Below are 21,381 nucleotides of genomic sequence, written 5' to 3'. Positions count from 1 at the left end.
CGGGACCACTGGCGGTCCCCGCGTGCCGGGGCCGCGCCACGCCGGGCCGCGGGCCACGGATGGTAGCTTCGCCCGGCGTAAGCGGCCGTGGCGGACGGCCGGGATCGGCGGACGTGGGGAGTGTGGCGTGGCGGACTGGCTGGCGGTGCTGCACCGCCGTGCCGAGCTGCGGGCGAAGGCGGGACTGACCCGCCGGCTGCGCCCCCGGGCCGCCGGCGACACCGTGGTCGACCTCGCCGGCAACGACTACCTCGGCCTGACCACCCACCCAGAGGTCACCGCCGCGGCCGGGCGGGCTCTCGCGGCGTACGGGCTGGGCGCGACCGGCTCCCGGCTGGTACGCGGGTCCACCGAGGTCCACCACGGGCTGGAGGCCGCCCTCGCGGACTGGCTCGGCACCGACGGCAGCCTGGTCTTCTCCTCCGGTTACCTGGCCAACCTCGGTGCGGTCCGGGCGCTGGCGCAGCCGCGTACCCTGCTCGTCTCGGACGCCCACAACCACGCCTCGCTGATCGACGGCTGCCGGATCTCCGGCGCGGAGACCGTGGTCACCCCGCACGCCGACCCGGCGGCGGTGGCCGCCGCGCTGGCCGCCGCCCCCGGCCGCCCGGCCGTGGTGGTCACCGAGTCGGTCTTCTCCGTCGACGGCGACCTCGCCCCGCTGGCGGAGCTGCATGCCGTGGCCCGCAGGCACGGCGCCCTGCTGCTGGTCGACGAGGCGCACGCGCTCGGCGTCACGGGCCCGGCCGGCGCGGGCGGGGTGGCCGCCGCCGGGCTGGCCGGCGAGCCGGACGTGGTGGTCACCGCGACCCTGTCCAAGGCGCTGGGCGGCGCGGGGGGCGTGGTCGCCGGGCCGGCCGAGTTCGTCCGGCACCTGGTGGAGACCGGCCGGACCTTCATCTTCGACACCGCCCTGCCGCCGGCCGTGGCCGCCGGGGTCCGCGCCGCGCTGGACCTGGCCCGCGCCGGCGACGACCTGCGCGCCGAGCTGGCCGAGCGGGCCGCGGAGACCGTACGCCGGCTGCGCGCCGCCGGGCTGACCGTCTCCGCGCCGGACGCCGCCGTGGTGTCGGTGACCGCCCCGGGCCCGGAGGCGGCGACCGCCTGGGCCGCAACCTGCGCCGACCGGGGGGTGGCCGTCGGCTGCTTCCGCCCGCCGTCCACCCCGGACAGCCGGTCCCGGCTGCGGCTGACGATCAGCGCCGGGGTGCCCCGGGCGGACTTCGAGCGGGCCCTCGACGTGATCGTGGAGTACGCCCCGTGACCGGTGGAGGTGACGTCGTGAGCGGGGCGTGGACCGGGCCGGTGCTGGTCACCGGCACCGACACCGAGGTCGGCAAGACGGTGGTGACCGCGGCGGTGACGGCCGCCGCGCAGGCCGCCGGCCTGCGGGTCGCCGTGGTCAAGCCCGGTCAGACGGGTACGGCCACCGGCGACCCGGGCGACGTCGACTCGGTGACCCGGCTGGCCGCCCCGCTCACCGGCCGGACCCTGGCCAGCTACCCCGACCCGCTCGCCCCGCTCGCCGCCGCCCGGGTGGCGCGGCTGGAGCCGCTGGAGCTGTACGACGTCGTCGACGCCGTCCGTGAGGAGGCCGACAAGCACGACCTGGTGCTGATCGAGGGGGCCGGCGGGCTGCTCGTACCGATGGGGCTGCGTCCCTCGGGGGAGCCCTGGACGGTGGCCGACCTGGCGGTGGCGCTCGACGCCCCCGCCGTGGTGGTTGCCCGCGCCGGGCTGGGCACCCTCAACCACACCGCGCTGACCCTCGAGGCGCTCCAGCGGCGCGCGGTGCCGGCCGGAGTGGTGATCGGCGCCTGGCCGGCGACGCCGGAGCTGGTGCACTGGGCGAACCTGACCGACCTGGTGCCCAACCTGTTCGGCGCGCTTCCTGCGGGAGCCGGGGCGATGGACCCGGGGGTGTTCCGCCGGTCCGCCCCGGGCTGGCTCACCCCGGCGCTGTACGGGGTGCTCGACGACTGGCGCACCTGGGCCGAGGACAGCGGCTGACCACCGGCCCGGCCGGCGTCCGTCGGGCGGTCACGGGCCGTCGGGCGGTCACCTGACTTTCGTCGGTGCCCGGGCCCGACCACCGTCGGTAGCCTGGCCGCCATGCGGTGGGAGCAGTGGGAGCGGTGGCGTGGCGGCGTCCGGGGCCGGCCGGCACGGTCCCGACGCTCACCGGGCGGGCCGGCACGGTTCCGCTCGCTACGGGACGGACTGTCACGCGGCGGGCTGTCACGCGGCGGGCTCCCGAGGCGCGGGTTCCTGCGGGACGGGCTGCTCTGGGCGGTGGTCGCGGCGCCGATCGGCTTCCCCTGGCTCACGCCGCCGTACGGCAGGCACAGCGTCCTGCTCGGGCTGGGCGCCCTGCTGCTGCTCGCCGTCGCCGTCCGGCTGGGCCACCGCCGGCCGCTGACCGCGCTGGTGCTGGTCGTGCTCGGCTCCCTGCTCGACGGCAACTTCGTCTTCGCCATCCCGGTGTTCAGCTACCTGGCCGGACGGCGCAGCCCTGGGACGGCCCCCGCCGCGGCGGTGTTCGGGGTGATCGCCGCCGGGGGCACCATCCTGAACGTGGGACTGCTCGGCACCGGCGCCGCCACCTGGTTCCTGCTCGCCTCGGTGCTGCTCTTCGCCGGGGTGTTCCCGTGGCTGGTCGGGCGGTACCGGCGGCAGCAGCGGGAGCTGGTGGTGGCGGGGGACCGGCACGCCGAGGCGGTGGCCAGGGAGCGGCGCGGCGCGGCCGAGCGGATCCGGCTGCGGGAGCGGGCCCGGATCGCCCAGGAGATGCACGACTCCCTCGGCCACGAGCTGAGCCTGATCGCGCTGCGCGCCGCCGCCCTCGAACTCGCCGACGACCTACCGGCCCGGCACCGGACGGCGGCCGGGGAGCTGCGTGCCAGCGTCGCCGGGGCCACCGAGCGGCTGCACGAGATCATCGGGGTGCTCCGGGAGGAGAACGGTGGCCCGGCGTCCACCCTGCCGGCCGGGGAGAGCGTCGCGGAGCTGGTCGACCGGGCCCGGGAGGCGGGGATGGCGGCGCGGCTGGACGGCGATCCCCTCGACCTGCCCGCGATGGCCGGGCACGCGGCGCACCGGGTGGTCCGGGAGGCGCTGACCAACGCCGCCCGGTACGCCCCCGGCGCACCGGTCACCGTCACCCTGGCCCGCCTCGGCGGCCGGGTCGAGGTCGGCGTGGCCAACGCCCCGCCGCCGGCCGGCCCGCTGCCCGGCCCGCCGTCCAGCGGCTCGGGCCTGCTCGCCCTCCGGGAGCGGGTACGCCTGGCCGGCGGCACGCTGACCGCAGGCCCGGAGGCGGCGGGCGGCTTCACCGTGCTGGCCCGCCTCCCACTCGCGCCCACCCCGCCGCTCGATCCCCCACCGGCGCACCCGGTCGAGGGTCGGCCGGCGGAGGGCCGGTCGGCGGAGGCGGAGCGGCGGCTGCGCGAGGCCCGTCGCCGGGTCCGGCGCAGTCTGGTCGCGGCGCTCGGCGCCCCGATGGTCCTCGGGCTGGTGCTGACCCTGGTCTACTACCCGTTCGCCACGGCGGGCGCGGTCCTCGACGCCGTGGCTTTCGACCGGCTGCCGCTGGGCGCCGCCCGACAGGAGCTGACCGGCCTGCCGCGCCGCCAGGCGGAGCCGCCGGCCGGGGCGCGCCCCGGCTGTGAGTACTACACCGACGGCAACTTCCCGCTCGCGCAGGCCACCTGGCGGCTCTGCTTCTCGGACGGGCGACTCGTGGGCAAGGAGCGGATCGACCGATGACGGACCGATGGGACGACGTGCCGGGGGAAGCCCGGCCGGTGCGGGTGGTGCTCGCCGACGACGAGGCGATGATCCGGGCCGGGGTCCGGGCGATCCTCGGCGCGGACCCCGGCATCGAGGTGGTCGGCGAGGCCGGTGACGGCGCGGCGGCCGTCGAGCTGGTCCGGGCCCACCGGCCGGACGTGGCGCTGCTGGACATCAGGATGCCCCGCCTGGACGGGCTGGCCGCCGCCGCCGAGATCCGCCGGCTGGCGCCGGGCACGGCCACGGTCATGCTCACCACGTTCGGGGAGGACGACCACGTGGCCCGGGCGCTCGGGCACGGCGCGAGCGGCTTTCTGCTCAAGGCCGGCGACCCGCGGGAGCTGATCGCCGGGGTGCGGGCGGTGGCCGGCGGCGGGGCGTACCTGTCGCCGCGGATCGCCCGTCGGGTGATCGAACTGAACGGGGCCCGGATGGCCCGCCGCCCGGCGGCCCGGGACCGCACCGCCGGGCTGACCGACCGGGAGCGGGAGGTGCTCGCCCTGGTCGGCGCGGGCCTGTCCAACGCCGAGATCGCCCGCCGCCTGCACCTCGTCGAGGGCACCGTGAAGAGCTATCTGACCAGCATCTTCACCCGCCTGGAGGTGCGCAACCGGGTGCAGGCGGCGATCCTCGCCCACGAGGCAGGCCTCGTCGAGACGTGATCCTCAGGGACGCCGGGGCGGGGCGTGATCCTCAGGCGTCGCGGTGGCGCAGGGCGGCCCGGCCGGCGGCCAGCGCGGCGGCGGCCCAGCCGGCGAGCAGCAGCAACCCCACCACCGGCGGGTACGGGTCGGCGTCCCCGGCGAGGAAGTGGCCCCCGGCGACGCCCGGGAAGCCGTCGGCGATCCGGGTCAGCACGGCGATGCTCGGCTCCTGGAGCGACAGCGGCACGATCATCAGCACCGCGATCAGGACGATCACCGTCAGCACCGCGCTGCGCAGCACCGCGCCGAGGCCGAGCGCCAGCACCCCGACCAGCGCCAGGTAGGCCGCCGACGCCAGCACGTCGCGGACCGTGCCGCCGAGCGGGGCGTCGCCCCACTCGCCGAGCACCGCGCCGGCGACCAGCGCGCCGACCCCGCCGAGCAGCAGCCCCGACCCGAAGGTCACCGCCCCGCTCACCGCGGCCTTCGCCAGCAGTACGCGGCCGCGCGACGGCGTGCAGCGCAGGGTGGTCCGCAGCGTGCCGGTGCCGAACTCGGCGGTGACCGCGAGCAGGCCGATGGCCAGCACGGCGTACTGGGTGAGTTCCAGGGACTCGATGACGATGCTGCCGAGGGTGATCATTCCCCGGTCGTCGGCCGGGTCGTCGTTGGTGTTGGCGTTGGCGGCGTAGATGGCGAGCTGGCCGGCGGCGGCGGCGGTCAGCAGCACCGCCGACAGCAGCGTCCACCAGGTGGATCGCACCGACCACAGCTTGGTCCACTCGGCGGCGACCGCCCCGGCGAACGGGCCGACAGTCGGTGCGGTACGGGTGGCGGGCTGCGCGTTCATCGGGCCTCGATCCGGTGGTGGGTGGTGGTGGGGGAGCCGGCCGGGGCGGCGGCGTACTCGACGCTGCCGTCGGTGAGCGCCATGAACGCCTGCTCCAGCGACGCGGCAACCGGGGTCAGCTCGTGCAGGGCCACCCCCAGCTCGTACGCGAGGTCGCCGACCCGGTCAACGGTCAGTCCGGTGACGGTCAGCCCGTGCGGTCCGTCGGCCTCGACGACGCCTCCGTCGCCGGTCAGCCGCCGGGCCAGCGCCGTCAGGCCGGCCGGCTGCGGGCCGCGTACCCGCACCGAGGCGGCGGCGGAGCCGCCCGCGATCACCTCGGCGGTGGGCGCGTCGGCGATGAGCCGGCCCCGGCCGATCACCACGAGGTGGTCGGCGGTCTGCTGCATCTCGCTCATCAGGTGGCTGGAGACCAGCACCGTGCGGCCCTGCGCGGCGAGCGAGCGGGTGAGCTGCCGGATCCAGCGCACCCCGTCCGGGTCGAGGCCGTTGACCGGCTCGTCGAACAGCAGGACCGGCGGGTCGCCGAGCAGCGCCCCGGCGATGCCGAGCCGCTGGCCCATGCCGAGGGAGAGGGTCCGGCCGGGCTTCGCGGCGGCCCGGTCGTCCAGGCCGACCAGGGCCAGCACCTCGTCGACCCGGCGGCGGCCGATGCCGTTGCTGCGCGCGGTGGCCAGCAGGTGGGCATGCCCGGGCCGGGCCGGGTGGATCGCCCCGGCGTCCAGCAGCGCGCCGACGGTGTGCAGCGGGTGCCGCAGCTCCCGGTACGGCCGGCCGTCGATCAGGGCGCGGCCGGCGGTGGGCCGGTCCAGGCCGAGGATCATCCGCATGGTGGTGGACTTGCCCGCGCCGTTCGGGCCGAGGAACCCGGTGACCCGGCCGGGTGCGATGTCGACGGTCAGGTCGTCGACGGCGGTCGTGGGGCCGAACCGCTTCGTCAGGCCACGTAGTGTGATCATGGATCGACGGTAGGGATCCGGGTGGCCCGCCCGCTGCTGTCGATCGGCGACGACCCACCCCCACCTTCGTCAGGTCCGCCCGGGTCAGGGGCGGGCGACCACGAAGGCGTCCGGCATCCGGAAGGTCAGGTTGTCCGGGTACCAGGGCGGGCGGACGACGCGCACCCCGTCGAGCAGCGGCGCGGCCTCGGCGACCACCACGGCGGCCTCCAGCCTGGCCAACTGGGCGCCGACGCAGCGGTGCGCCCCCGCCCCGAACGCCAGGTGCCGGCGGGAGCCGCGCTGCCCCGGGCGGAACTCGTCCGGGGCTGGCACCACGTCCGGGTCCCGGCCGGCGCGGGCCAGCCAGAGCACCACGCCGGTCCCCGCCGGCACCGTCGTCCCGCCCAGCGTGGCGTCCACGGCCGCCACCCGCCGCCAGGTGACGATGGGCGGCTCCAGCCGCAGCCCCTCCTCGACCACGTCGGCGACCGCGACGCTGCCGTCGCGCAGCCCGGCGCGCACCGTCGGCTCGCCGGTCAGTCGGTGCAGCAGCAGGGTGAGGAACTGCGAGGTGGTCTCCTGGCCGGCGACCAGCAGGAAGAACAGCGCCCCGACGACCACGTCGGGCGAGTGCCCGGCGGCCCGTAGCCGGGCGGCGAGGCCGCCACCGGTCGCGGCGAACCCCCGCAGCACGGTGTGGAAGCGGCCCACCTCGGCGGCGAGCGCCCGCTGTCGCGCCTCGTCGAGCGGGGCCCAGAACAGCTCCAGCGCCGCGCGGGCGAACTCCTTCACCGCGCCGACCGGGGCGTCCGGCAGCTCGACCAGCCGGGCCAGCACCAACAGCGGCAGGTCCGCGGCGAGGTCGGCGTACAGGTCGACCGGTACGCCCGCGTCGAGCGCCGCGCGCAGCCGGGCCACCCGTTCGCGGACCAGCCCGGTCAGCCAGGGCCGCTGCGCGGCGACCCGGGTCGGGTGCAGCGCGTCGGCGACGATGCCGCGGATCTCCGGGTGGCTCGCCCCGCCGTTGTTCGCCAGGGTCGGCGGCAGTCTGAACCGGTGCTCGGCGAGCACCCGCAGGGCGGCCACCGGCAGCGGGGTGACCGCGTCCAGGGCGTTGTCGGGCCGGAAGGTCACCGGGTCGGCGAGCACCTGCCGGACCAGCGCGTGCCGGGTCACCACCAGGTGTACGACGCCGACGTGGTCGACGACCGTCGCCACGTCCGGCCACCGCCCGCCGACGGCGTCCCCCCACCCCCGGAACAGCACGGCGTCAACCTAGCGGGCGGCTCCCGGCGGCGCCGGGTCCAGCTCCCACACGGTGGTGCGCTTCACCCGTACGCTCTCCAGCGCCTCCGGCACCGGCACGTCGTAGACGGCCAGCTCGCGGAACCGCTCCCGGGGCAGGAACGCCCGGCCCGGGTCGCCGACCAGCACCAGGGCGCCGGCCCGGGCGGCCCGGAGCAGGAAGCGCAGCACCCGCCGGGCCATCGCCTCGCTGTAGAAGACGTCTCCGGCGAGCACCACCTCGGCGTCGGCGGCGTCGCCGTCGAGGATGTCGCCCAGCTCGGCGTCGACGCGTACCCCGTTGGCCTTGGCGTTGAGGGCGACCGCGGCCACTGCGCGCTCGTCGACCTCGACGGCGCGCACGGCCGCCGCGCCGGCGCGGGCGGCGGCGATGGCGACCAGGCCGGAGCCGGACGCGAGGTCGAGCACCCGGCGGCCGGCGACCAGCTCGGGGTGGTCGGTGACGTACCGGGCGAGTCCCTGCCCGCCGGCCCAGGCGAACGCCCAGAACGGAGGCGGCTGGGAGCTGCGGAACTCGCCCTCGGTGAGCTCCCACAGCCCGATCGGCTCGTCGGCCTGGTGCAGGCGGACCTCGGGGACGAAGGTCACCGGGGCGAGCCGCGCGTGCAGCTTCACGAAGGCTGTGGAGAGTTCGGACACGCGCCGATTCTCCCCGGCCGGCCCGGCCGCCCGTCGACGTGGGGCCACGATCGGACCGATATAGCTACAGCCATCGATTTTACAAAAGCTCCAATCTTGTAAAACATGGCGACCCGTGCCACAGTCAGGGCGTACCCGGGAGATCGGAGGTCGGCGATGGCCGCGCGTGCCGAATCGACAGTCCCGTCCGCAGCGCCGGCCCCCTCCGGCGCCTGGCGCGACCCGCGCAGGCCGCTCTGGCCGCTCGCGCTGGTGGTGCCGGCGCTGCCCTTCCTGGCCTGGCTGACCTGGCGAGGCGGGGCGGGATCGTGGGCCTGGTGGCTCACCCCGGTGGCGGTCTTCGGCGTGATCCCCGTGCTCGACCTGCTGATCGGCGACGACCGGCGCAACCCGCCGGAGGAGGCGGTGCCGGACCTGGCGCGGGACGGCTACTACCGTTGGCTCACCTACCTCTACCTTCCCGTCCAGTACGGCGGCCTGGTTCTCGGCTGCGCGCTCTGGGCCTCGGGCGACCTGCACCCGCTCGGCGCGGCCGGGCTGGTCGCCACCCTTGGCGTGGTCGACGGCATCGCCATCAACACCGCCCACGAGTTGGGTCACAAGCGGGAGCGGCTGGAGCGCTGGCTGTCCAGGGTGGCCCTCGCCCCGACCGGGTACGGGCACTTCTACGTCGAGCACAACCGGGGCCACCACGTCCGGGTCGCCACCCCGCCGGACCCGGCCAGCTCCCGGCTCGGGGAGAGCTTCTACGCGTTCTGGCCGCGTACCGTCTGGGGCGGCCTGCGGTCGGCCTGGCGGCTGGAGACGGTCCGGTTCCGCATCCGGGGCCGCAGCCCGTGGACGTACCGCAACGACATTCTCAACGCCTGGGCGATGACCGTCGTCCTGTTCGCCGTCCTGGTCGCCGCGTTCGGGTCGGGCGTGCTGCCCTTCCTGCTGCTTCAGGGCGTCCTCGGGTTCTCCCTGCTGGAGGTGGTCAACTACCTGGAGCACTACGGCCTGGCCCGGCAGCACACCCGGGCCGGCCGGTACGAGAAGGTCGACCCCCGGCACAGCTGGAACAGCGACCGGACGGTCACCAACGTCTTCCTCTTCCAGCTCCAGCGGCACAGCGACCACCACGCCAACCCGCTGCGCCGCTACCAGACGCTGCGCAGCTTCAGCTCCTCGCCGCAGCTTCCCGCCGGGTACGCCACCATGGTTGTCGCCGCCCTGATGCCGGCCGTGTGGCGGCGGGTGATGGACCGCCGGGTGCTCGCCCACTACGGCGGCGAACTGGACCTGGCCAACGTCCACCCGCCGGCCCGGGCCCGGCTGCGGAAACGCCTGGGCCTGGCGGCACCCGGCACCCCCGGCGCTCCTGACACCGCCGCACCCGCGCCGACCCCCCGCTGACCGCCGCGTCACACCGTCCGGGCGAGCTTGCGCCGGTCGGTCGGTCGGGGAGCTTTGTCGGCAGTCAGTCCACGGCCGCGTCGGGCTGCGGTGTGCCGCCAGTCCATGGCCGTCGGGCTGTGGCGTGCCGCCAGTCCATGGCCGTCGGGCGGTGGCGTGCGGTCAGCCCACGGCCGTCGGGCGGTGGTGTGCGGTCAGCCCACGCCGTCGGGCTGTGGTTGGGGCTGCTCGGCCCGGCGGGAACGCTCCTGTGCCGGGGCGGACCAGTCGAGCTGGGCCGGGTCCAGCCCCAGCTCGCGGGCGGTCACCAGCCGGATCCACTCGGCGAACTGGCGGCGGGAGATCACCCGTTCGTGGACCGCGAACTGAACGGCGAGGCCGTCCATCACCGCGTTGATCCGCCAGGCCGCGCCGGCCGGGTCGGCGCACTCGAAGATGCCCTCGCGCACCCCGTCGCTGATCACCGCCGCGAGATCCTCCCGCCAGCGCAGGTCCAGCCGGCGGGAGAGCTTTTCCAGCTCCGGGGTACGCAGGGACTCCGACCAACCGTCGATCCACATCGGCCAGGAGGTCGACCGGCCGGTCGGGGTGTAGAGCTTGAGCATCCTGCGGAGCTTGACCAGGGGGGAGCCGGACGACCGGACCACGGCGTCGAGCCGGGCGAGGTCCTGTTCCACCGCGTACGCGAAGGCCTGGGCGAGGAGCCGCTCCTTGGTGGCGAAGTGGTAGAAAACCAGTGCCTGGCTGACCCCGGCGGCCTGCGCCACGTCGGCCGTGCGGGTGTTGGCCAGCCCTCGTTCCGTGATCACGTCACAGGCCGTGCGCAACAGGGCATCCAGGCGGATCTCGGCGGCACGTCTCGTCACGCCGCTACCGTAACCTATCCGTTCGTGCACAAACAGTTACCGCTGCGGCTGATTCACACCAACAGAGTCGGAAGACGGACAGTTTTTCCCTCTTGCCAGGCATGCCCCAAGTGCTCCCACCCAGGTTCCTAGGAAGCTCACGCACCAGGCTCACCGCCACACCGCCCGCGCACTGCCCCTTGAGACCGACGGGCGAGCGCAAATTCAGGGAATTAGTGGCCTCGCAGCTCGCCGAGGCCACTAATTCCCTGAATTTGCGTGCTCCTGCCCCGGGGGTGGGGTGTGGGGGTGGCTCGTTGGAGCGGGGGGTGGCTCTGTCGGGGTTGGGTTGGGGCTGGGGGCGCGCCGGGGCGGGCCCCGAGTTGGCAACCGTTCCCGGACTCGGCTAAAGTTCTCATCCGTCACCGGTTAACGCCGGAGACAAGCGGACGTAGCGCAGCTGGTAGCGCATCACCTTGCCAAGGTGAGGGTCGCGGGTTCGAATCCCGTCGTCCGCTCGGAGCTGCCGCCATGCATGTCGGAGGCAACCTCGGTGGTGGAGTGGCCGAGAGGCGAGGCAACGGCCTGCAAAGCCGTGTACACGGGTTCAAATCCCGTCTCCACCTCGGCAAGTTGACGAGGGCGATTGGCGCAGTGGGAGCGCGCTTCCTTGACACGGAAGAGGTCACTGGTTCAAACCCAGTATCGCCCACCAGTAGTTGGCAGGCTGTGCGACCCGTTACCGGAGTTCCGGTAACGGGTCGATTGCTGTCCGGCCCCGTGTGCCGCTGCCAGTGCCGCAAGATCCTCGACGCTTCGCGAAGCCGGTGGGTGCCGCACCCGCCAGCCGCCAGCCATCGTGCCGCCAGCCGCCAGCCGCCAGCCGCCAGCCGCCGTGCCGCCAGCCGTCGTGTCGTCCGCATCGGATCATTTTCGACAGGGTCCGCAGGGAAGGAAGAAGATTCCTGGCCGGGCGCGACGGGGCGGTCGACCGGCCGCGCGGGGAGGACCAGCCGGGGCCGGGTGGCGTGGCTGTTCAGCCGGACACCGGCAGCAGTTGAACGGTCGCTGCGGATAACGGTTCCATATAGCTGGCGATGTGCCGCAGTGCGCCGCGATATTCAACTGGCGGCATCGCAGAGCCGCGATGCGGGGTAGCAACTCGCGCGTCACGGAGGTCTGCGATGCATGACGGCAACATGAGCGCGTCAGGTGGGCGGACCATGGACCTGCTCCGTGCGCGCCCGCCACTACGTCGCACACTGGTCAGCGCGCTGGCCGCGACGATGGCGATCGTCGTCCTGGTGAGCGGGACTGGGGATCTGCCGCAGCCGGTCGAAGCCCCGAATGCGGCGTCCCGCACGGGAGCTGAGTCGGCCGGGGGCGACGGTGGCGCCGCGAAGGATGCCGCCGCGCCGGGGCAGCGGTGGGATGGCCCGGCGAAGGCCGCCGCGGCTGCGCAGCAGCAGGTGAACCGGAAGATCCCCGCCTCCCAACGATCGCGCTATCCGCAGCACTCGCTGCCGCAGCAGCCGACCGCCCCGGCCAACACCGCCTCGCTGGGGCAGCCGTCGAAGACGCCGGTGCGTGGCTACCAGCCGACCAGCAGCCGGGAGCTGGCGCAGCAGCGCGATGCGTACCAGCAGGTCTACGCCAACGCCGACGGCACCCAGACCACCGCGTTCTCCACCGCGCCGATCAACTACCGGACCCCCGGCGGCGGTTGGGCGCCGATCGACCCGAAGTTGACCTCCGACACCGCTTCGGGCTGGCGCAACGCGGCCGACGCGGTGGGGATCCGGCTCGCCGCACGGGCCAACGCTCCGGCCCTGGCCCGCTTCGCCATCGCCGACGGCAAGGCCGTGTCGTACGGGTTGGCCGGTGCCGCGCCGGTGTCCGGGCGGGCCGACGGGGCGCTGGTCACCTACCGTGGCGTGCTGCCCGGGGTGGACCTGGAACTGGAGTCGCGCCCCGGGGCACTGAAGGAGACCCTGGTGCTGCGCTCCGCGGCCGCGCCGAGGGTGTACGACTTCCCGCTGCGCCTCGAGGGGCTCACCGCGGCGGTCCACGACGGCGCGGTGCGGCTCTCCGACGCCGCCGGCACGGTGCGGGCCGTCTTCCCGCCGGGCTACGTCGTCGACGCCGCACCCGTTCCGGCGACCTCGACGGCGGTCAGGTACCAGCTGCTCGGCGTCGGCGGCAGGCCGACGCTGCGGGTCTCCGTGGACGACGGGTGGCTGCGCGATCAGGCCCGGGTCTACCCGGTGCGGCTGGACCCGACGGTGGAGCTGCCGGTCGCGGAGGTCAACGCCGACTCGGCCATGTACGTGCACGGCTCCAGCTCCGCCGCGGGCGGCAGCGAGCTGCGGGTCGGTACGGTGAGCGGCGCCAACGCCGCGTCGTACGTCAGGTTCGGCGGCCTGGTGGACCGGCTGCGTTACCACACCATCTTCGGCGCGCAGCTACAGGTGGTCAACTACGACTCCGACTCCTGCCAGGCGCGGGAGGTGACCGTGCACCCGGTGACGGCCGGGTGGTCGGCCGGCAGCGGCTACTCCTATCCCGGGCCGGCTGTCGGCGCGGCGTTCGCCGGCGAGTCGTTCGCGCACGGCTACGTCGCGTTCGGCCAGGATCACTCGGCCTGCCCGGCCGCGGCCGAGGCGTTCGACCTGGGCGGTGCTGGTGCCGACCTGGTGCAGCGTTGGGTCAACGGGGAACAGGGCAACAACGGCCTGTCGCTGCGGGCCTCGGCCGACCCGCTCAGCGGGAAGCGGTTCACCGGCACCGGCACGGCGAACCCGCCGAAGCTGTTCGTGACGCACAGTCCGTACAACGCCTCGTACCAGATCCCGAAGCCGGTGCCCAACCCGCCGGTGTTGCAGAACCAGGACGGCCGGGTCGGCGTGACGGTGACCAACCTCAGCGCCGAGGCCTGGCCGGTGGGCAGCTACTACCTGGCCTACCGCGCCTACGACGCGGAGACCGGCGCGGCGGTCTCCCAGCAGCGCGCGGCCAACCTGACCGCCCCGGTGGCCCGCGGCGCTCAGGTGACCCTCGACGCGACCATCAAGGCCATGCCGCCGGGCAGGTACTTCCTCGACTTCACCATGGTGCGCACCGGCGGCGTCGTCTTCACGGACCACCAGGTGCCGCCCGCCCGGATGGTGCTCGAGGTCGTCGACATCCCCCCGGTCGTGCAGGAGCTCTACCCGCCGAACGGCTACCCCGCACCGACCCTGTCCCCGCAGCTGTGGGCGCGTGCGGTGGACATCGACGCGCCTCCGGGATTGTCGCTGACCTACAAGTTCGAGGTGTGCGAGCAGACGGCGTCCGGCGGCACCACCGGCTGCTTCGACTCCGGCTTCCAGGACAAGACCGCCTGGACCGTGCCGGCCGGCCGGCTGTACTGGAGCAAGGCCTACCAGTGGAAGGTCATCGTCAAGGACGCCGGTAACGAGGTGTCGTCGCCGGGTTCGACGCTGCTCACCTCCGTGCCGCAGCCGGAGATCACCTCGCGGATCGCGGGCGCGACGACTGCGGCGCGCGACCGCGAGTTCGACGCGCAGACCGGCAACGTCTCCACCACCGCGATGGACGCCACGGTCACCACGGTCGGTCCGGAGCTGAATCTGGTCCGCACCTACAACAGCCTCGACCCGCGGCGCGACGGCGCGTTCGGGGCCGGCTGGTCGACCCGGTACGACATGCGTCTCGTCGCCGACGCGGACGGCTCCGGCAACGTGCTGGTCACCTACCCGGACGGGCAGCAGGTGCGCTTCGGCAAGAACCCGGACGGCACCTTCGCCGCACCGTCCGGCCGGACCGCGTCGCTGACCTGGAACGGCACTGTCTGGACGCTGGTGGACAAGGCGAAGATGGCCTACCAGTTCTCCACCGCCGGTCGGCTGACGAAGATCACCGATGCCGCCCTGCGGTCGATCGTGCTGACCTACAACGCCACCGACGGGAAGCTGGCCCGGGCCCGGGTCTCCAACAGCCAGACCAACACCGCCGGCCGGTCGCTGACCTTCACCTGGTCCGGCGCGCACGTGAGCAGCGTCGCCGCGGACCCGGTCAACGGCACCGCGCCGACCTGGGCCTACACCTACAACGGTGACCTGCTCACCTCGGTCTGCGCCCCGGGCAACGTCTGCACCCAGTACGGCCACGGCACCGGCTCGCACTACCGCACCGGGGTGCTCGACGCGAAGCCGGAGTCGTACTGGCGCCTGGGCGAGGCGCAGGGCACCGCCGCCGGCAGCGAGGTCGCGGTCAACCTCGGCAAGGACGCCGGCACCTACGCGGGCGTCACCCTCGGCACGGCCGGCGCGCTGACCGGCACCGGCAACACCGCGGCCAGCTTCAACGGCACCTCCTCGATGGTCGAGCTGCCCAAGGGCACGGTGAAGAAGCCCCGCGACGGCGCGGTCGAGCTCTGGTTCAAGAACAGCGTCACCGGCAGCGGCGGCCCGTTGCTGGGCTACCAGGACAAGGCGCTCGGCGCCGAGTCCACCACCGGGGTGCCGGTGCTGTACGTGGGCACCGACGGCAGGCTCCGCGGCCAGTTCGGCGGCCCCACGATCGCGCCGCTGGCCTCGACCGCCGTCGTCAACGACGGGCGCTGGCACCACGCCGTGCTGTCGGCCATGGGCGGCGTGCAGACGCTCTACCTCGACGGCGCCAAGGTGGCCGAGCGCACCGGCGCCACGGTCGAGCACTCGCTGCTCACCTTCAACCAGCTCGGCGCGGCGTACGCGACCTCGCCGGCCTCCTGGCCGGCTTGGGGCGCGACGGCGCGCCGGCACTACACCGGCGCGATCGACGAGGTGGCCATCTACTCCCACCCGCTGGGCCAGGCGGCGGTCACCGCGCACTACCGGTACGCCGCAGGCGCCGACCAGTTGACCACGGTGACCCTGCCCAGCGGCAAGATCGCGGCGCGGTTCACGTACGACACCGCGGCCGACCGGGTCAGCAAGCACACCGATCGGCAAGGCGGCACCTGGAGCATCGGCGCGCCGCTGGTGTACGGCGGCGACACCGACCTGCGCCGCAGCGTGCAGGTGCTGGACCCGGCCAACCGGCCGCACCTGTACGAGTACGACGCGCTCACCGGGCAACTGCTGCGCTCGGGCACCCCGCTCGGCCTGGAGACCCGCGAGGAGGACCGGCCCGGCTCGCCCACACCGACACCGTCACCGCCGCCGACGAAGGTGTGCTCCACCCCCGACCCGGGCGACCCGGCGTTCTGCACGATCATCCCGGGTGACGCGGGCGGGCCGGTGTTCGTGCGGCACCCGCTGGACGGGATGGCGATCCGCACGTTCGAGTACGACGATCGCGGCAACCAGAGCGTGGTCACGAACGAGAACGGCGACGCCGTACGGATGACCTACGACGAGCGCGGCAATGTCACGTCCAAGCGGACCTGCCGCACCGCCAGCGTCTGCCAGACCACCTACACGACCTACCCGGCGACCGTGACGGACCCGCTCGACCCGCGTAACGACCGGCCGACGGAGTCGCGGGACGGACGTTCGGCCGGCGCCACCGACAACACCTACCGCACCACCTACACCTACACCTCGGCCGGTGAGCTGGCGACGCAGGTCAACCCGGACGGCAGCACGGTCAGCCACACCTACACCACCGGCGGCGAGGCCGCGTACGGCGGCGGCAACGTGCCGGCCGGTCTGCTGCTGAGCACCACCGACGCGCGTGGCAAGGTCACTCGCTACGCCTACTACCAGAACGGCGACCTGTACCGGGCCACGCAGCCGTCGGGCGCGATCACCAGCTACACCTACGACGCGCTCGGTCGCACGCTCAACACCACGGAGACCTCGAACGCCTACCCGGCCGGGGTGGTCACCAGCTCCGCCTACGACGCGCTGTCGCGGCTGGTCGGCACCACCGGGCCGGCCACGACCGACAGGGTGACCGGCCAGGTGCACCAGAAGCGCTCCACGACCGGCTACGACGTGGACGGCAACGTGACCCGCGTCGACGTCGACGACGTGCGCGGCGACGACGAGACCCGCAGCACCACGTGGGAGTACAACCAGTACAACCAGCCGATCAAGGTCACGGATGCGGAGGGCAACGAGACCGTCAAGAACTTCGACCGGTTCGGCAACGAGACCACGGTCGTGGACGCCAACGGCAACCGATACGACTACGCCTACACCGCGCGCAACGCGTTGGCCGAGGTCCGGCTGCGGGCGTACGCCGGTGACGGGGGCCCCAGCACCGGCGACTACCTGGTGCTGCACGCCTACTCGTACGACTACGCCGGGCGGATGGTCAGCGACACCGACGCGATGGGTCGGCGGTTGGAGTACCAGTACCAGGGCGACGACCAGCTCCACCGCATCGTGCTGAAGAACTTCCGCAACCCCGACGGCACCACGCGTGACTACGTGGTGGAGGAGAACACCTACGACGGCGCCGGCAATCTCACCCGGCAGGCCGCGGCCAACGGCACCTCGGTCACCCAGCAGACGTTCACGCGGACGGGCCAGGTCGCCAGCGTCGTGGTCAACCCCGGTGGTGCCGCGCTGACCACGTCGTACACGTACGACGCGATGGGCAACGCCACCCGGGTGATGCGCACCGGCCGGGCGTCCAACGTGCCGTGGACCATGTCCACCGCCCCGGAGCAGGTCGACTACGCCTACGACGACAGCGGCAACCCGATCCGCCAGACGGTCACGGCCGGCTCGGTCACCCGGGTCACCACCAGCGCCTACGACCAGCGCGGCCTGCTGACCGCCAGCACCGACCCGGCCGGGCGGACCACCAGCTACGACTACGACGAGCTGGGCCGCCAGGTCAGGGCGACCGTTCCGACGGTGGCCGCCGAGGAGAACGGCGGCGCGCCGACCACGGTCACGCCGACCACGGTCACCGGGTACAACACCTTCGACGAGTCGGTGCACCTGGCCGACGCCCGGGGCAACGTCAGCAGCTACACCTACAACCGGGTGGGCCGCCAGGTAGGCCGCGCCGCCCCGACGTACTGGCCGCCCGCGGGGGTGGGCTCGCTGCAACCGACCACGACGACCCGCTACGACGCCGCGGGCAACGTGGTCGAGACCGTCGACGCCCGGGGCAACGCCACCCGATACGCCTACGACCAGCTCGGACGGCTGGTCAGCCAGGACGAGCCGACCGGCGTCACGGATCGGGCCGTGACCCGGTACAGCTACACCCGCACCGGCCAGATGCTGTCGGCGACCGGCCCCACCGGCGACCGGACCGAGGCGACCTACGACGACCTCGACCGGCAGCTCACCACGACGGTGCTGGAGCGGTACCCCACCGCCCGCACCCTCACCACGGGGTACCGCTACGACGACGCCGGCAACATCACGTCGATGGCGTCGCCCGGCGGCGCCACCACCTCCAACGTGTACGACACGCTCGGTCAGCTCACCCGCGTGGTCGACCCGGCCGGGGTGTCCACCAGTTACGGGTACGACTACGCCGGCCGGCAGGTGCGGGTCAGCGACGGGTTGGGCCGCACCGAGCGGGTCGACTACGACCCACTGGGGCTGATCACCGCCGAGTCGGACGTGGCGCCGGACGGATCGATCCTGCGTACCCAGACCTACGGCTACGACGCCACGGGCAACATGATCTCGGCGACCAGCCCGGGCGGCGTGACCACGAGGTACGAGTACGACGCGCTCGACCGCCCGACCCGGCAGGTGGAGCCCGTCACCGCCACCACCTCGATCACCACCAGCTTCGGTTACGACGCGGCCGGCAACCGCACCCGCTACACCGATGGGCGCGGCAACCGCACCATTTCCACCTACAACAGCTGGGGGCTGCTGGAGTCCCAGATCGAGCCGGGCACCACCGCGCACCCCAACGCGACCGACCGCACCTGGACGGTGGCGTACAACATCGCCGGGCAGCCGACCAGGCTGACCTCGCCCGGCGGGGTGGCCCGGCTCCGCAGCTACGACGCGGCGGGCCGGCTGACCGGTGAGACCGGCAGCGGCGCCGGCGCCCCGGAGCGCACCCTCGGCTACGACCTGACCGGCCGGCTGACCCGGGCCTCCGCGCTGGTCGGCACCGACACGTTCAGCTACGACGACCGCGGCAACCTCCTGAAGTCCACCGGCCGGGCCGGCACCGCCAGCTTCGGCTACGACGCCGACGGCCAGCTGACCAGCCGGGCCGATGCCTCCGGGACGTCCGCCTACACCTACAACCGGGGCCAGCTCACCGCGATCCGCGACGGCATCGCCAACGTCACCCAGAGCTACACCTACGACGCCGCCGGGCAGGTGACCGGCATCGACTACGGCTCCGGCCGCGTCCGCGCCTTCGCCTACGACAACCTGGCGCGCGTCACCAGCGACGTCACCCGCAACTCGGCCGGGCAGTCGGTCAGCTCGATCGGCTACACCTACAACCTCGAGGACAAGCTGGTCGGCAAGAAGACGACCGGAACGGTCGGGGCGGGTAACAACACCTACGCCTACGACCTGGCCGGGCGCCTGGTCTCGTGGACCGGCCCGCAGGGCACCGTGGCATACGCCTGGGACGCCTCCGGCAACCGGACCAGGGCCGGCGCGAAGACCGCCACGTACGACGAGCGCAACCGCCTGATGTCCGACTCGGACTACACGTACGCCTACAGCGCGCGTGGCACGCTCGCCGCGCGGACCAGCTCCGGCCTGACCGAGACGTACGCCTTCGACGCGTTCGACCGGCTCACCGCCGCCGGCACGGTGGGCTACACGTACGACGCGCTGGACCGGGTGGCGACCCGCGGCGGGGTCTCGTTCGGCTACGCGGGCACGGCGGACGACGTCGTGACCGACGGCGCCGGCCGCTACTCCCGCGGGCCGGCCGGCGAGGTCGTCGCCGTCGGAACCGGTGCCGAGGAGCTGCTGGCCGTCACCGACGGGCACGGCGACGTGGTGGCCGGCATCGACCCGGCCGACACCGCCCTGACCGACGTCACCGACTCGAAGGCGTACGACCCCTTCGGCGAGGTCGTCGCCACCGAGGGCGACACGGGTGACCTGGGCTTCCAGGGCGACTGGACCGACCCGGCCACCGGCCAGGTCGACATGGGCGCGCGCTGGTACGAGCCGGGCGCCGGGGCGTTCGTCTCCCGCGACACGGTCGGATACCGCAGCGGCGACGCGATCCTGGCCAACCGGTACACCTACGCGGCGGGCGATCCGCTGGCGCACACCGACCCGGACGGGCACTGGCCGTCCTGCGGTTGGTGCAAGTCGGTGGTGAACAAGGTCAAGAAGGTCGCCTCCAGCGCCTGGTCCGGGGTGAAGAAGGTGGCCAGCACGGTCTGGTCCGGGGTGAAGAGGGCGGCCAGCGCCGTCTGGTCCGGGGTGAAGTCCGTTGCCAGTTGGGTCGGGTCGGCGATCAAGAGTGTGGCCAGGGCGGTCTCCAGCGCGGCGAAGGCCCTCTACAACAAGGCCCGCTCGGTCGTCAGATGGGTCAGCGGGAAGGTCAGATCCGCGGCCACCTGGGTGGCCGGCAAGGTGTCCCGCGCGATCAAGACGGTGAGCAAGGCCACCGCCGGGGCGGTGAACTGGGCCAAGCAGAAGGCCGCGCAGGCGCGGCAGGCGATCTACGTGGCAAAGCAGAGGATCACCGAGACCGCGCGACGGGCCATCGAGTACGCGGTCCAGCACAACCCGATCAGGGCCGTCGCCGCCGCGCTCAAGCCGGTGATTTCCGCCATCAAGGCGGTGGTGTCGGTCGCGGCGCACATCCCGGCCGCGGTGGTCGCCACCGTCCGGGACGTCGTTGCCGACACGGTGCAGGCAGCCAAGGTCATCTACGAGACGGCCGTCCAGGCGGCCGGCGTGGTCGTCGAGGCGGTGTCCAAGGCGGCCGAGGCGGTGGTGGACTTCGCCCAGGCGGCGGCGCCGTACGTGCAGAGCGCGCTGAAGATCGCCGCCGACGCCATCGGCGTCACCGACCTGGTCAGCTGCGTGACCAAGGGTGACCTCGAGGCGTGTGCCTGGACCGCGGCGACGATCGCCGGCTACGCCCTCGGTGGCGCCGGTGGCGGCGCGGTGCGCGCGGCGCGGATGGGAAGCCTGGCCGTCAGGCACGCCGACGAGATCGCCGACGTCGCCCGGGGCGGATCGAAGCTGGTCAAGGACGCCAAGCACAGCATGGACAACGTCGCCGACGTGGCCTCCTGCGCCACCGGCAACAGCTTCAGCGGCGAGACCCTGGTCCGGATGGCCGATGGCTCGACCAAGCCGATCAGCAAGGTCAAGGTGGGGGAGAAGGTGCTCGCCGCCGACCCCACCACCGGCCGCACCGGCGCCTTCACGGTCAACGCGGTCATCGTCGGCGAGGGCCAGAAGGAGCTTGTCGAGGTCGAGGTGGACACCGACGGCGCGGCGGGCACGGCGAGCGGCAAGGTCACCGCGACGCAGGGCCACCCGTTCTGGTCGCCGGAGGGCCGGCGCTGGGTCGAGGCCGGTGACCTGGCCCCCGGCGACCAGCTGCGGACGTCCACCGGCGGCACGGCGACCGCGCTGGCCACCAGGGAGTGGACCGAGCGGAAGCGGGTGTACAACCTCTCCGTCGACACGTTGCACACGTTCTTCGTGATCGTCGGCGGCCTGGACATGTTGGTGCACAACACCGACCCCGCCTGCCCGGTCCACGGCCCGACCAACCTGTCCGGCCTGCTCGACAAGTCACCCAGCCCGTGCACCTGCCCGGGGGGCAGGGGCGACATCGTGAACGACGGCACCGACATCATCGGCGGCACCCTGGAGCGTCGGGAGCGGTTCAGCAACGCGGTCGACACGGTGGAGTCGGCTCAGGACGTCGGCGACAACTTCATACCCGGCGACACGGTCCTCGACCCTCTCCTCTCCGTGAGCCTGACCGTCGGCGCACTCGGCCACACCGGGCGCCTGGTCGTCAAGACGCTCGGCAAGAGGAGGCCTCGGTGAGGTCGCGCA

11 protein-coding genes and 3 tRNA genes are annotated in these 21,381 nt (G+C 73.7%); 9 read left to right on the top strand and 5 right to left on the bottom strand.

Annotated features, from left to right (window positions below):
- Window positions 1-127: 127 nt before the first annotated feature.
- From OG559_RS02850 to OG559_RS02835, 4 genes are all read left to right on the top strand, one after another.
- Window positions 128-1,264 (top strand): 8-amino-7-oxononanoate synthase, encoded by a 1,137-nt coding sequence (locus OG559_RS02850; protein WP_405112040.1) that lies wholly within the window; start codon window positions 128-130, stop codon window positions 1,262-1,264.
- Between the two features lie 41 nt (window positions 1,265-1,305).
- On the top strand, window positions 1,306-2,010 hold the full coding sequence (bioD, locus tag OG559_RS02845; RefSeq protein ID WP_405116330.1) for a dethiobiotin synthase: 705 nt from the start codon (window positions 1,306-1,308) through the stop codon (window positions 2,008-2,010).
- Between the two features lie 102 nt (window positions 2,011-2,112).
- Window positions 2,113-3,765 carry a sensor histidine kinase gene (locus OG559_RS02840; RefSeq protein WP_405112037.1) on the top strand — a complete coding sequence of 551 codons (1,653 nt, stop codon included), beginning with the start codon at window positions 2,113-2,115 and terminating at the stop codon, window positions 3,763-3,765.
- Complete coding sequence (locus tag OG559_RS02835; RefSeq protein ID WP_405112034.1) at window positions 3,762-4,451, top strand: response regulator; 690 nt, start codon at window positions 3,762-3,764, stop codon at window positions 4,449-4,451. Before OG559_RS02840 ends, OG559_RS02835 begins: the two co-directional genes overlap by 4 nt.
- Window positions 4,452-4,482: 31 nt before the next feature.
- On the opposite strand, the gene OG559_RS02830 is transcribed toward OG559_RS02835, so the two are convergent.
- The 4 genes from OG559_RS02830 to OG559_RS02815 form a co-directional block, all read right to left on the bottom strand.
- Window positions 4,483-5,283, bottom strand: a complete 801-nt coding sequence (locus OG559_RS02830; RefSeq protein ID WP_405112031.1) for an ABC transporter permease — start codon at window positions 5,281-5,283, stop codon at window positions 4,483-4,485.
- Window positions 5,280-6,242 carry an ABC transporter ATP-binding protein gene (locus OG559_RS02825; RefSeq protein WP_405112029.1) on the bottom strand — a complete coding sequence of 321 codons (963 nt, stop codon included), beginning with the start codon at window positions 6,240-6,242 and terminating at the stop codon, window positions 5,280-5,282. The genes OG559_RS02830 and OG559_RS02825 overlap by 4 nt, the downstream gene beginning before the upstream one ends.
- Before the next feature lie 84 nt (window positions 6,243-6,326).
- Window positions 6,327-7,490 (bottom strand): cytochrome P450, encoded by a 1,164-nt coding sequence (locus OG559_RS02820; RefSeq protein ID WP_405112026.1) that lies wholly within the window; start codon window positions 7,488-7,490, stop codon window positions 6,327-6,329.
- A gap of 9 nt (window positions 7,491-7,499) precedes the next feature.
- Window positions 7,500-8,168: a class I SAM-dependent methyltransferase gene (locus OG559_RS02815; protein ID WP_405112023.1), complete on the bottom strand. Its 669-nt coding sequence runs from the start codon at window positions 8,166-8,168 to the stop codon at window positions 7,500-7,502.
- A gap of 156 nt (window positions 8,169-8,324) precedes the next feature.
- Here OG559_RS02815 and OG559_RS02810 point away from each other — a divergent pair, with 156 nt between their 5' ends.
- Window positions 8,325-9,563 (top strand): alkane 1-monooxygenase, encoded by a 1,239-nt coding sequence (locus OG559_RS02810; protein ID WP_405112020.1) that lies wholly within the window; start codon window positions 8,325-8,327, stop codon window positions 9,561-9,563.
- A gap of 194 nt (window positions 9,564-9,757) precedes the next feature.
- Here the strand turns inward: OG559_RS02810 and OG559_RS02805 are convergent, their stop codons facing one another.
- Window positions 9,758-10,429, bottom strand: coding sequence for a TetR/AcrR family transcriptional regulator (locus OG559_RS02805; protein ID WP_405112017.1), 672 nt, complete (start codon window positions 10,427-10,429; stop codon window positions 9,758-9,760).
- Between the two features lie 424 nt (window positions 10,430-10,853).
- Here OG559_RS02805 and OG559_RS02800 point away from each other — a divergent pair.
- The 4 genes from OG559_RS02800 (at window position 10,854) to OG559_RS02785 (ending at window position 21,372) form a co-directional block, all read left to right on the top strand.
- Window positions 10,854-10,926, top strand: a tRNA-Gly gene (locus OG559_RS02800).
- A gap of 37 nt (window positions 10,927-10,963) precedes the next feature.
- Window positions 10,964-11,034 (top strand) — tRNA-Cys (locus tag OG559_RS02795).
- A gap of 14 nt (window positions 11,035-11,048) precedes the next feature.
- Window positions 11,049-11,123: transfer RNA gene (locus tag OG559_RS02790), tRNA-Val, on the top strand.
- A gap of 508 nt (window positions 11,124-11,631) precedes the next feature.
- The gene (locus OG559_RS02785; protein ID WP_405112014.1) at window positions 11,632-21,372 is read left to right on the top strand and encodes an RHS repeat-associated core domain-containing protein; all 9,741 of its coding nucleotides are present in this window, start codon (window positions 11,632-11,634) and stop codon (window positions 21,370-21,372) included.
- Window positions 21,373-21,381: the final 9 nt, after the last annotated feature.

It is taken from the genome of Micromonospora sp. NBC_01405, assembly GCF_045040155.1.
Lineage (GTDB): Bacteria > Actinomycetota > Actinomycetes > Mycobacteriales > Micromonosporaceae > Micromonospora.
Note: the sequence above shows the minus strand (reverse complement) of the source record. Positions and strands in the feature narration are given on the sequence as shown.